Raw genomic sequence first — 12,733 nt, forward strand, 5'->3', positions numbered from 1 at the left:
AGCAGTAGCGGTCACCCCGTGACCTCCGGGGCCGGCGACGACGTCACCGTGGTGGGGCCCGGGTCCTCCGGTTCCTCGGTGTCGTCCGGAGTCGAGGTGGCCGTGTTCTCCGTCGTGGTGGTCTCGTCTGTCGTGGTGTCGGTGGTGGGGTCGACCGGCTCGTCCGTCGGCGGCACCGGCTCCACCGGTTGGGGGTTCTCCGGCTGCACCTGTTCCGTCGTGTCCACGACCTCTTCGGTGGTGGTCGTCGTCGACTCCGTCGTGGGCGAGACCGAGGACGACCGCGAGGTCTCGGCGGGCGGCTGGTTCGCGGGATCGTCGCCGGCGTCCTCCGCTCCACCGCCGAACAGCCACATCACGAACGCCGCCATACCGATCACCACGACGGCACCGATGGCGGCGGGCACCTTCCAGTTGCCCTTCTGCTCCTCGTCGGCGTCGGGCGGCGGGCCGTCGTAGTCGCGGTCCGCGTCGTCGTAGTCGTCGTACCGGTCGTCGGGATAGTCCGAGGAGGCGGGGGAGTCCGGGTATCCGGTCGCGCCCACGGGGACCGCGCGGGTCGCCTGCGGCCCGGGCGCGACCGCCGTGCGGTCGTACTGGTCGTAGTCGTCGTAACCGTCGTCGTAGTCGCCGTAGTCGCCGTGGGACTGCGCTGCGGGTCGGCCGTCGTCGTAGTACTCGTCGTAGTACTCGTCGTAGTCGTCCTGGTCGCGCTGGGCGCCCTGGTCGCCGTAGTCGTTGAGCTGCCCGGAGTGGCCGTCCGCATAGTCGGCGGCCGCAGCCCCCAGCGCGCCGCCGACCGCACCGGCACCCGCGGCGCCGAGGACGGCGGTGCCGCCGTCCGCCCGCGGATGCTCCTGGGTGGGTTCCCCGCCGAGCGGGGTCTCGCCGCGCGCGACGGCGACGAGCAACTCCTCGCACTGGGCCGCGGTCGGCCGGTGCCGCACGTCGGGGTGCAGCATCACGGCGAGCACGCTGGTCAGCGGGCCGGAACGCCGCGGCGGGTTGATCTGCCCCGCCGCGACCGCGTGGAGGAGCCCCAGCGTGTTCTCGCTGAGCCCGAACGGGGGCTGGCCCTCCGCGGCGGCGTACAGGGTGGAGCCGAGGGAGAAGACGTCCGACTCCGGCCCCGGGTCACCGCCGATGGCCACCTCGGGCGCCAGGTACGCGGGGGTGCCCGCGATCATCCCCGTCTTGGTGACGGTCACGTCGTCCGTCGCCCGCGAGATGCCGAAGTCGGTGATCTTCACCGTGCCGTTGCCGGCGAGCAGGATGTTGCCCGGCTTGATGTCCCGGTGGACGATGCCGACGGCGTGCGCCTCCTTGAGCGCCGCCGCGACCTGCGCGCCGATCTTCGCGACCTCCACGGGAGGCAGCGTCTTCCGTTGCTGCAGCTCCTGCGCGAGGCTCGTCGACGGCAGGTACTCCATGATCAGACACGGCTGACCGTTGTCGTCCATCACCACGTCGAACACGGTGATCGCGTTCGGATGGTGCAGCCGTGCCGCGATCCTGCCCTCGCGCATGGTGCGTTGACGCGCGTCCTCGGCCTCGTTCTCGTCGAGACCGGGTTGGAGCAGGAGCTGCTTGATCGCGACCGTCCGGTGCAGCACGTCGTCGTGCGCCTGCCAGACGGCACCCATGGCACCGGTCCCGATCCGCTTGATGACACGGTAGCGGCCGGCGACCAGGCGACCCTCGTCGCTCACGCGACCTCCTTCGGGCTCGCACATACCGGAGTTCGTGTGCCGGCTTACCGAGGACCGACCCGTGTCAGAGTAGGCTGATTACCCTCTGCACATACGGGGGGCACGTTCGGGGAGTCGGTCGAACCCCGATCGGTGGCCACGGTAACGGGCTTACAAGGCCGATGAGCTTACAGCGTCCGACTCGCACGCGATGTCGGATGGTTGACGACCGATCGCGCACCGTCACCGAAGCCAGGCATCGGCTCCACTCTCGACGGCGTGGCGTCGCCCGCCACCGCACGAGCCACACTGTACCCGGTCGAGGTGACGGCCGAGGGGCCCTCGGTGGACGGGGTGCCCGCGTCCTCGGCCAGCATCGAGGCCACCACCATCGACCCCACCAGCGCCAACGCGGCGAGCAGCAGGGCGATCAACTTGGCCCGGCGAGCGAGCGGGCTCTCGCGTTCCTCGGCCGACAGGGCGCCCGGGTCTGGGTCGCCGGCCGTCGTGTCGGTCGTGTCGGTCGTGGCGCCGTCGACATCGATGCCGAAGTCCTCGATCGAGAGGTTCGGCATGGTGGGCTCGTCGACGACGACCATGGGTTCCTGCCCGGATTGGCGCCGGTCGTGCACTGCCTGCCCTCGCCTGCGTTGGTGATGTGGCCGTTGGTCCTGCCGTGCGGTGCGTGGACTCCACGAGCCAGACAACTCGTTAGTGGAGCCGTTTACCAGGACTTGTCGGTGGACAGTACGAGGTACACGACGAACGGCGTGCGACGTCACCCGAGCAGAGTAATGGTCCGGCCGCTGACAGAGCCGCACGTGCAGAGGGCTGTGCACAATGCCGTGCATTCGGCGGTCGGCGCGGGGGTGGGTCACGCCCGAACGGGCGAGGTGGGCCGTCGTCAGCCGTGGTCGGCCGCGATCAGATCGTCGTCGGAGAACACGAGCTTGCGGGTCTGCTCCGCGGTGGTGCCGTCGACGTAGGTCACCGTGACCGTGTTGAGCGTGTAGCCCTCGCGGGAGTCGACGTAGACCTCGCGGACCTCGAAGTACGCCACGTCGGCGTACCGTTGCGCGAGCCCGGCCGGACCCAGCGCGGCCAGCTCCCCGGTGGTCAGCTTGTGCGCGGCGTCCGGGTTCTCGGTGACGGTGTTGAAGTACTGCTGCGACCGCTGCGCGAGGACGTCGCTGTCGTGCTTGGCCCACAGCACGACCGGGACGCGCTCGGTCGGCGCCGGTGTGACCGGTGGCTTCGGCGGCGTGGCGACTCCGTCGGTGCCGCTGGTGTCGCCGTGGCCCGGGTCCGCGCTGCCGTCGGCGCCGGTGTCGTCACCGACGTCACCGCCCTCACCGCCCTCACCGCCGTCGCCGGTGAGGGCGCCGGAGTCGGTCGAGGACGTCGTCCTGTGGGAGGCCGGAACGTCACTGCCGTCCTCGGCTCCCTCGGAGGTGGTGGGCTCGCCCGGGCGCGTCGGCTCGCCGTTCTCGCCGGTGCGGGGAGTGCCGTTGCCGTCGTTGCCCGGCAGCGTCGGTTGCGGCGAGTGCGGCTCGGGCCACGTCTGCAGCGCCCGCGAGTCCTCGGTGGAGTCGTCGACGAACGCCGTGCCCGCCATCAGCATCGCGGCGACGGCGGCGCCGGACGCGATGCTGGCGAACCAGGCGGCCTTCCGCCACGTTCGGGGCGGCGTCACGGACGCGGGCACCGAACCGAGGTCGAACGTGCCGAGGCCGCGAGGGGAGGCCGGGTAGACCCGGGCGTCCTCGTCGTCGTGGGCGTCCGCCTCGGTCGGCGGGGTCAACAGGACCCGCCTGCGCCGGGTGAGTCGCGATCCGGGTTCGATCTCCTCCGCGAGTGCCAGATCGCCGGTCGCGTCGGGGTAGTCGTCGACGCGACCCTCTGGCTGGTCGTCGGGTTGGTCGTCGGGTTGGGCGTCGGGTTGGGCGTAGTGGGTCTCCGGCTGCGCGTCGACCGGCGGGATCGGCTCGGTCCGCGCGTGCGAGGCGATGCCACCTCGTGCGGAAGGGGTCCACCTCCCCGGCCCGGGCCGGTGCCGGTGACCGGAGGTGCGGGGTTCCTCGGCGGGGACGTGTCCGCGTTCGTGGTGCTCGTGGTGCCCCTCGCCCGGATCGCCCGAGACGTCCTCGACGTCCTCGAGGTCCTGGATATCCGGGATGTCGAGGACACCGATGCGCCCGGTGTCCTCGTCGCAACCGGGGGGCCGGTCGCCGTGGGCAACGTCGAATGGTCCGGTCATGCCGGGTGGACGCCTCCTCCCGCTGCCGCGCCCACGCGCGACAGCGTCGCCGTGGGGCTCGGACGAAGGAGGCCGCGCGCCCGCGTCGTCGCAGGCGACCCTGCATGTGCGGACCGATCGACGTAGGCGTTCGTGCCACCCCTCGCGCTCACCTGAAGCAGAGTAGGAGTTTTTGTGCCCGGTGGTGGGCCAAGAGCGTCGGCGTCCGCCCGATTCACCCTCTCGGGGCGACGGCACCGCACGTCGGTGCCGTGGCCGGGCGCCTCAACCGCCGCTGCGGAAGCGCGCCTGGGTCGACTGGAGAGCCTTGGTCGAGACCGCGCCCGAGCCCAGGGCCAACAGCACGGCGAGGATGTCCATCACCGTTCCCCCGGAGGTGAAGAGCAGAGCCACCACCGCGGTCCCGGCGGTGGCCCCGGCGATCGGCCACCGCGATCGCACGTAGTCCGCGATCGGACCGCCGCCCGCCCGCTTGTTCGCCGCGCTGTTCAACATGGCCAGGTAGCCGAGGTGGCCGAGGGCTGCGAGCACGCTCGCGATCGCGATCACGACGGCGATGATGTTGATGATGTCCATGACACCAGTGTGCCGCCGACCGGCCCGGCTCCGGGTCAGGGACATCCCTGAGATCGGACAACGGTGCTGAACCGGGCCCGTGCGGTCGAGTGCCGTCAGCGCCCGAGGCGTCCCCGGCCGAGGTTCAGCAGCGCCATGGCCAGCTGCCTGCCCTCGGGTCCCAGCTCGCGGTAGCGCGCGAGGACGTCCATCTCGCGGTTGTAGACGATGCGCGGGCCGCCGGCGGCCATCCGGGCGGCGCCGATCGTCTTCGACACCTCGGCACGCCGTTTCACCAGCCGGAGGATCTCGGCGTCCAGCCAGTCGATCTCCTTGCGGAGCTCGTCGATCTCCTCGGCGCCGGCAGGCGCCGGCCGGTCGGAGTGGGCGCTCTGGTCGGTGTCGTGGGTCTGGGCGTTCATCGTGACCTCTTCTCAGTCGTGGAGGTGGTCCGGGCCCCAAGACGACGAAAGCCCCGGGGTCCGGTGGACTCCGAGGCTTTCGTGATGACTGATGGCACTACGCGATCACGGGAGCCGGAGTCCGGATCCCGTAGAAAAATCGGAACGCGTCGTGTCGCACGAAGTCGAGTATGCCACACGAGCGGCCCCCCGAAGCCGTTGGTGACGGGGACGACAGGCGCTTGTCGCTACGCCTTGCGCAGTCGCGCGACGACGCCGTCGATGTCGGCCTGCAGCAGGTGCGGGCGGCCGGGAGCCGCGGGGGCCGGGCGAAGCCGGCGGCGACGTAACATCGAGACCGTCCCTTCCAGGCCGGGCAGCTGCTGCGGATGCCGTGCGTGACCGTGGTCGGTACGCGAGGTGGCCGAGAGACCGCGCCGTGGGCGATCGGTTCGTCGTCGGTGGTATCGAGTAGCGTCTGCGCACGTCAGCTCGCCAGGCACGTCGTTAGGCTCAGTCACTCACGATGAACACCCTGTTCGACCTCCTCCCCGAACCGGCAGGCTCCGGCCGAGCCGGCGCCTCACCAGCGGGTTCCGCCCACGACCACGCGGACCTGCTGGACGACCTCAACCCCGCGCAGCGTGCGGCGGTGGAGCACCAGGGGCGTCCGCTGCTCGTGGTCGCCGGGGCCGGTTCCGGCAAGACCCGCGTGCTGACCAGGAGGATCGCCTACCTGCTCGCGGCGAGGGACGTGCATCCCGGCCAGATCATGGCGATCACCTTCACGAACAAGGCCGCCGCCGAGATGCGCGAGCGGGTCGCCGACCTGGTCGGTCGCCGCGCCGGGCCGATGTGGGTGTCGACCTTCCACTCGATGTGCGTGCGCCTGCTGCGGCGTGAGGCGAAGACGTTGGAGATGACGTCCAACTTCTCCATCTACGACGCCGACGACAGCAGGCGCCTCATGACGCTCGTGGGAAGGGACCTGGACCTCGACCCCAAGCGGTACTCGGCACGCGCGCTCGCCACCCACGTGTCGAACTGGAAGAACGAGCTGATCGACCCCGACGCGGCGGCCCAGGCGGCGGCGAGCGACTTCGATCGCAAGGCGGCGGAGGCGTACCGCGAGTACCAGCGCAGGCTGGTGCAGGCCGGGGCCATGGACTTCGACGACCTGATCATGCGGACGGTCGAGCTCTTCCAGGCGTTCCCGGACGTCGCCGAGCACTACCGGCGGCGGTTCCGCCACGTGCTCGTCGACGAGTACCAGGACACCAACCACGCGCAGTACACGCTGGTGCGCGAGCTGGTGGGTACCGAGCCCACCGAGTCCGGGCCGGCGCCCTCGGAGCTGTGCGTGGTCGGTGACGCCGACCAGTCGATCTACGCGTTCCGCGGGGCGACCATCCGCAACATCGAGGAGTTCGAACGCGACTTCCCGAACGCGCGCAGCATCCTGCTGGAGCAGAACTACCGGTCGACGCAGACGATCCTGTCGGCCGCCAACGCGGTCATCGCGCGCAACTCCGGTCGCCGCGACAAGCGGCTGTGGACCGACGCGGGCGACGGCGAGCGGATCGTCGGCTACGTGGCGGACAACGAGCACGACGAGGCCGCCTTCGTGGCCGGTGAGATCGACGCGCTCGCCGACCGCGGGGAGGCGAAGTACTCCGACGTCGCCGTCTTCTACCGGACCAACAACCAGTCGCGGGTGTTCGAGGAGATCTTCATCCGGCTCGGGCTGCCGTACCGGGTCGTCGGTGGCGTGCGGTTCTACGAGCGCAAGGAGGTCCGGGACGCCCTGGCCTACCTGCGGGTGCTGTCGAACCCCGAGGACACGGTCAGCCTGCGCCGCATCCTCAACGTGCCGAAGCGCGGCATCGGCGACCGCGCCGAGGCCGTGGTCGCCACCCACGCCGAGCGCGAACGGATCTCCTTCGCCGCCGCGCTGAGGGACGCCGTGGACGGCCGGGTCCCGCTGCTCAACCCGCGCTCGCAGAAGGCGATCACCGCGTTCGTGGAGCTCGTGGACGGGCTGCGGGAGCTGGTCGACGAGGGCACCGACGTCGCCGACGTGCTGGAGGCCGTGCTCGACCGCACGGGGTACCGGGCGGAGCTGGAGGAGTCCAGGGACCCGCAGGACGCGACGCGGCTGGAGAACCTCGACGAGCTGGTGACGGTCGCCAGGGAGTTCACCGAGTTCGCGCAGACGGTGCAGGCGGAGTCGGCCGGCCAGGACGGTGACGACGCCGGTGAGACCGTCGACGACCTCGACGAGGACGTCGGGGTTCCCGAGCCGGGTTCGCTCCCCGCGTTCCTGGAGCGGGTGTCGCTGGTCGCGGACGCGGACTCCATCCCGTCGCCCGACGGTGGCGAGGACGGCGAGGACGGCGAGGACGGTGACGACGATCAGGGCGTGGTGACGCTCATGACCGTGCACACGGCCAAGGGGCTGGAGTATCCCGTGGTGTTCTGCACGGGCTGGGAGGACGGCGTCTTCCCGCATCTGCGGGCGCTGGGCGAGCCGAAGGAGCTCGCGGAGGAGCGCCGGCTGGCCTACGTCGCCATCACCCGGGCGCAGCGCCGCCTGTACGTCTCGCGGGCGCTCGTGCGCACGGCGTGGGGGCAACCGATGAGCAATCCGGCCTCCCGGTTCCTCGACGAGATTCCCGAGGAGCTCGTCGACTGGCGCAGGCAGGAGCCCACACGCCAGGCGCGGTCTCCGCGGGAGGCCACCACGTGGGGACGCAGGCCGGGGACGGGCTCCGACTCGGCTCAGGCGGGCCTCGCGGCGGGCGGGATGCGCACCACCTCGTTCCAGGGTTTCTCGGCGCCGAGGCGGGGCGACGCGTGGAAGAACACGGTGGCGTTGAAACTCGACGTCGGCGACCGGGTCAACCACGACAAGTACGGCCTGGGCACGGTCGTGGCCACCGAGGGGGCGGGCCCGCGGGCCACGGCCACGATCGACTTCGGCAGCGCGGGCACCGTGCGGCTCATGCTGATCGGCAGCGTCCCGATGGTGAAGTTGTAGGTTCGCGGCGCGAAGAGCCCGTTTCTGTCGGACCCCACGGATAATCTCTCCCTCGAACACAGGTTCGACAGGGAGGGTCCATGGTGGGTCGTGTCACGGCCGGGGTGGTGTCCGGTCCGGGGACAGGCGCGACACACGGCGCGGCCCGGGAGTCGGTGGACTCCCGGGCCGCGTGGATCCTGTTCGAGCGCGGTGCCGCACCGGGCGGTGCGGCACCGGTCGCGCCGGTTGTGTCGAGAGGGTTCGGGTCAGAGGTAGACCCCGCGGGCGGCCAGCCAGGCCTGCGGGTCGACCTTCTGGCCGCCCTGGTGCACCTCGAAGTGCAGGTGCGGGCCGGTCGACTGGCCCTTGTTGCCGATGACGGCGATCTGCTCGCCCGCCTTGACCCGCTGGCCGACCTGCACGGAGAAGCTGTCCATGTGGCCGTAGACGTGGATCGTGCCGTCGTCGAGCTGCACGCGCACCCAGAGGCCGAAGCCGCTGGCGGGGCCCGCCTCGATCACGGTGCCGTCGGCGGCGGAGACGATCGGGGTGCCGATGGCGTTGGCGATGTCGACGCCGTAGTGGGTGCCGCCCCAGCGGGCGCCGTACCCGGAGGAGAAGACGCCCTGTGCCGGGAGCACGAACTTGGGGCGCGCGGCTTCCTCGGCGGCCTTGCGGCGCTCCTCGGCTTCGCGCTCCAGTCGCTCCTCGGTGAGCTCGGCGCTCTCGGTGAGCTTCTGCGCCTCGGCGGAGGCGTCGGTGGGGTCGGCGGCGACCTGGAGCAGCACGGGCGCGCCTGCGCGGGCGTTGCCACCGACGCCCGCGGCGCCTCCGGTGGTCATGGCCGCGTTCGCGTCACCCGCGTTGGCCAGGGGCGTCACGTCGGTGTGGCGGTCGTTCGACTCGCCGGACGTGGCCTGGATCGTCTGTCCTGCTGCTGCGGCGGCGAACGCGCCTGCCGCGACGGCGGCCACCATCACACGGCCTCGCAGCGCCGACGACGGCGCGGGAAGCCGGTGCGAGCCCCGGGCACGAACGACAGCACTGTCCAGTGCTTCTTCGAGTGCCGGGGAAGGACCTTGGCCGCCGGGGGAGCGGTGTCGAGCCAAGACAGCGCCTTCCGTTACTCGGGGGAGTCAGTCGCGATCCGCCGGGCGGGGGGACCCGGTTGAGCGGTGTCGGGGTACCGCTCGTGGTTCGTGATCTGACCGTAATGGGGACTGCGGGACAGTAACGAAATGGTGGCGCTGGGAGCAAGGTTCCCCCGGCGGTGACGGTGCCGTGGGATGCCGTCGCGGTGCGTGGGCGACTCCATGACGACAGGTAGACGGGGGTTCCCTCACAAAATGTGATGTGCATTACATCTAGGCAACCGGAGGTTTGAAACGGCGTGAATGCGATCCCGATCACTGCGTGCGCGCGCTTGGTGTCCGCCGCGGTACCGGGGCCGCCCGGCTACCCTCGTCGCCGGAAGTTCCGCGCGGCGCGGGCTGCTGTGCCGGGTGCGCCGCGTCGCCCGCGACGCCGGCACGGGGGTGGATCATCGGACCACGACGCGCAGACGTGACCGCGGCACCGTCGGCGGCACCACCCGACCGGCTTTCGGGCGGCGAGGACGGCCTCGACCGCCGACTGCTCACCGCCGCGATGGTCGTCGCGCTGGTCGGTGCGGCGCTGCGCGCGGTGGGTGGAGTGGTCCCGGCGGTCGACGGCGCGGAGCCCGGTTTCACCAGTGCGCCGTTACTCGTCGCACTCGCGCTCGCCCCCGTCCTGCTCGCCGGTGTGGTGGCCGCCCGGTCCCGGTTCGCGCCGGCCGCCGCCGTCCTCGTGGGCGCGGCTGTCCTGGCTCCGGGCGCGGCCGTGGTCGATCTCCAGCTCGTGGTCGATCCCTCGGTGGCGTCCCGGCCCGAGCTCTACCTGCCCGTCGACCTCGCCGCGCCCGCGCCGTCGGTGGGTCTGTGGGCGTTGCTCGCCGGTCACGTGGCCGTCGTGGTCGCGGGGGTGCTCGCGTTCGGAGTGCTGCGCGGGGGCGAGCCGGGTGTCGTCGGCGGCTTCGGTACCGACGGCGCCGAGGGTGCCGACGGTGTGCTCGCGGGCTGGCGGCGCCGTTCCGTGCTCCTCGCGCTGGCGGTCGCCGTGGTCGGGGCGTGCGGGCTCGTGATGACGCCCTTCTCTTCGGACGACGTGTACCTGCTCGCGCAGAACGCGTTCGAGGGACCCACGGTGGCGCTGGTGGGTCACGTGGTGTGCGCGCTCGCTCTGCCCGTGGGCGCGGTGCTGCTCGTGGCCGAGTTCCGTGACGCCTCCGTGGCGCGTGGAGGGCTGGCCGGGTTGGCGTCGGCGCTCGCCGCGATGAGTGTCCCGGCGCTGGTCGCCGCGGTCGCCATGCCGTCCCTCCACGTCGGTGCGGGTTCCGTTCTGGCCGGGATCGGCGTCCTCGGCCTCGGCGTGGTGGCCTTCCTCGGGCGAGCCGACGGGAGGGCCGCGACGGACACCGAGCCGGCGCGGATGCCGGGCCGTCGGGGCCTCGAGGTGAGCACGGGCGCGGTCGCCGTGGCGACGGGCGCGCTGGCCGTGGTGGGTGCGCTGCTGCCGCAGGTGGAGGTCGGTGGCGGTGTCGGTGGCGCTGCCGAGGCGCCGCAGAGTCCGGCGCGTTTCCTCCTCCTCGCCGCGGGTGTGGTGCTGGCCGTGCCGGGTGCCGCACTGTTCGTCGCGCGGCCGGCTCCGGTGGTGCGGCCGGTGGTGTCGATGGTGTGGGTCGGGGTGCCCCTCGCCGCGGCCGCCGTGCTCGACACGGCTCTCACCACGGGCTACACGTCGTCGCTGCTGTCCGGGGCGGGACCGGCGGGAACCGGGTTCGGCGACCGGCTCACGGCGGCGTCGATCGGTTCGGGCCCCGGCGTGCTGTGGGCGTGGCTCGCGATGGTGGGGGCGGCGGTGACCGCGTGTTGTTCCGTCGTCGCGGGCGTGGTCGAGCGCGAGGACGTCGACGAGGACGTCGACGAGGACGAGGTCGGGGACGAGCCCGGGCTGTCGGCGGTGGCGCTGCGGATGCTCACGCCGCTGACCGCGGCGGCGGTGCTGGTGATCGCGGCGTTCGTGACGCCGATGGTGACCGCGGTCGGCTACGTCGAGCCGGGGCTGGTCTCCGATGTGGGGCCGCCGACGTGGGGACTCGCCGCGGCGCTGGTCACCGTGGTCGGCGGCTGTGTGCTCGTCACCAGGAGCAGGCCGGAGCGCGCGGCCGCGGTGCTGGTGGGCGCGGCGGGGGTGATGGGCCTGCGCGCGGCCACCGTGCCGCTGGTCGGTGGCGAGATCGACGGGTCGTCCGCGGGGCTCGGACTGTGGTTCTCGCTGGGCGCGGTCGTGGTTCTCCTCGGGTGCGCCGCGATCGCCGTGCTCGGTCGTCGGCGGCCGTGACGGCGGCTCCGGGAGAGGTGTGCGCCAGGCCTCACCCGATCGGGTTGGAGGGTCTCACCCGCAGCGCGATTTTCGCCACACTTCCCAGCTCAGACGGGGTGCGGTGACCCAGTTCACCTGACGCGGACGATGTCCTGAGCGGCCGGCTCGATAGGGTCGACGGCGTCCGGCAGCACGGTTTCACACAAACCACATTTGGCGTGTCGTCAGGAGACTGAAGTAGTGGATCTCTACGAGTATCAGGCGAAGGAGCTGTTCGCCGCCCACGGTGTTCCGGTACTGCCGGGATCCGTGGTCGGCGAGGCGGAGGAAGCCCGCCGGGCGGCCGAGGAAATCGGTGGCCAGGTCGTGGTGAAGGCGCAGGTGAAGACAGGTGGCCGCGGTAAGGCCGGTGGTGTGAAGCTCGCCGCCGACCCGGCCGAGGCCGTGGAGAAGGCCCGAGCGATCCTCGGACTGGACATCAAGGGACATGTGACGCGCCGGGTGCTGGTGACCGAGGCGTCCGAGATCGCCGAGGAGTACTACTTCTCGTTCCTGCTCGACCGCGCCAACCGCACCTTCCTGGCCATGGCCTCCGCCGAAGGCGGTATGGAGATCGAGCAGCTCGCCGTCGAGCGGCCCGAGGCGCTGGCGAAGGTCCCGGTGAGCCCGCTCACCGGTGTCGACCTCGACAAGGCGCGCGAGATCGTGACCCAGGCGAACTTCCCCGAGGCGGTTCGGGAGAAGGCCGCCGAGGTGGTCGTCAAGCTGTGGGAGACGTTCGTCGCCGAGGACGCCACCCTCGTCGAGGTGAACCCGCTGGTGCGGGACCCGAAGGACGAGGTCGTCGCCCTCGACGGCAAGGTGACGCTCGACGACAACGCGGACTTCCGCCAGCCGAAGCACGCCGACTTCGTCGACGTCGAGGCGGAGGACCCGCTGGAGGCCAAGGCCAAGGACAAGGGCCTCAACTACGTGAAGCTCGACGGCCAGGTCGGCATCATCGGTAACGGTGCCGGTCTCGTGATGTCCACGCTGGACGTCGTGGCTTACGCGGGTGAGCGCCACGGTGGTGTGCGCCCCGCGAACTTCCTCGACATCGGTGGTGGCGCCTCGGCCGAGGTCATGGCCGCCGGCCTCGATGTCATTCTCGGTGACCCCGACGTCAAGAGCGTGTTCGTCAACGTGTTCGGCGGCATCACCGCGTGCGACGCGGTGGCCAACGGCATCGTCGAGGCGCTGAAGATCCTGGGTGACGACGCGACCAAGCCGCTGGTCGTGCGGCTCGACGGCAACAACGTCGAGGAGGGTCGTCGCATCCTCGCCGAGGCGGCGCACCCGCTCGTGACGCTGGTGGACACCATGGACAGCGCGGCCGACAAAGCCGCCGAGTTGGCTTCGGCAGGTGCGTGAA

At 71.5% G+C, this 12,733-nt stretch carries 9 protein-coding genes; 3 read left to right on the forward strand and 6 right to left on the reverse strand.

Annotated elements, in window-relative coordinates; genetic code table 11:
* Nucleotides 1-11: 11 nt before the first annotated feature.
* The 5 genes from SACAZDRAFT_RS15980 to SACAZDRAFT_RS16000 all read right to left on the reverse strand — a co-directional run bounded on the left by SACAZDRAFT_RS15980 (nt 12) and on the right by SACAZDRAFT_RS16000 (nt 4,922).
* The gene (locus tag SACAZDRAFT_RS15980; protein ID WP_005443406.1) at nt 12-1,709 is read right to left on the reverse strand and encodes a serine/threonine-protein kinase; all 1,698 of its coding nucleotides are present in this window, start codon (nt 1,707-1,709) and stop codon (nt 12-14) included.
* A 167-nt stretch (nt 1,710-1,876) separates the two neighbouring features.
* The gene (locus tag SACAZDRAFT_RS15985) at nt 1,877-2,287 is read right to left on the reverse strand and encodes a hypothetical protein (RefSeq protein WP_005443407.1); all 411 of its coding nucleotides are present in this window, start codon (nt 2,285-2,287) and stop codon (nt 1,877-1,879) included.
* A 305-nt stretch (nt 2,288-2,592) separates the two neighbouring features.
* Nucleotides 2,593-3,945 (reverse strand): hypothetical protein, encoded by a 1,353-nt coding sequence (locus tag SACAZDRAFT_RS15990; protein WP_005443408.1) that lies wholly within the window; start codon nt 3,943-3,945, stop codon nt 2,593-2,595.
* A gap of 264 nt (nt 3,946-4,209) precedes the next feature.
* Nucleotides 4,210-4,521, reverse strand: coding sequence for a hypothetical protein (locus SACAZDRAFT_RS15995; protein ID WP_005443409.1), 312 nt, complete (start codon nt 4,519-4,521; stop codon nt 4,210-4,212).
* Between the two features lie 95 nt (nt 4,522-4,616).
* Entirely contained in the window at nt 4,617-4,922 is a 306-nt protein-coding gene (locus SACAZDRAFT_RS16000; protein ID WP_005443410.1) for a chorismate mutase, read from the reverse strand.
* 505 nt (nt 4,923-5,427) lie between these two features.
* Between SACAZDRAFT_RS16000 and pcrA the strand changes: the two genes are divergently transcribed.
* A complete protein-coding gene (gene pcrA, locus SACAZDRAFT_RS16005) occupies nt 5,428-7,938 on the forward strand; it encodes a DNA helicase PcrA (RefSeq protein ID WP_005443412.1) in 2,511 nt (836 codons plus the stop codon).
* 248 nt (nt 7,939-8,186) lie between these two features.
* Here pcrA and SACAZDRAFT_RS16010 read toward each other — a convergent pair whose 3' ends face one another.
* A complete protein-coding gene (locus SACAZDRAFT_RS16010; protein WP_005443414.1) occupies nt 8,187-8,897 on the reverse strand; it encodes a M23 family metallopeptidase in 711 nt (236 codons plus the stop codon).
* A gap of 586 nt (nt 8,898-9,483) precedes the next feature.
* Here SACAZDRAFT_RS16010 and SACAZDRAFT_RS16015 point away from each other — a divergent pair.
* The gene (locus SACAZDRAFT_RS16015) at nt 9,484-11,340 is read left to right on the forward strand and encodes a hypothetical protein (protein WP_005443415.1); all 1,857 of its coding nucleotides are present in this window, start codon (nt 9,484-9,486) and stop codon (nt 11,338-11,340) included.
* Nucleotides 11,341-11,562: 222 nt separating this feature from the next.
* Nucleotides 11,563-12,732 (forward strand): ADP-forming succinate--CoA ligase subunit beta, encoded by a 1,170-nt coding sequence (sucC, locus tag SACAZDRAFT_RS16020; RefSeq protein WP_005443417.1) that lies wholly within the window; start codon nt 11,563-11,565, stop codon nt 12,730-12,732.
* Nucleotide 12,733: the final 1 nt, after the last annotated feature.

This window comes from Saccharomonospora azurea NA-128 (genome assembly GCF_000231055.2).
Lineage (GTDB): Bacteria > Actinomycetota > Actinomycetes > Mycobacteriales > Pseudonocardiaceae > Saccharomonospora > Saccharomonospora azurea.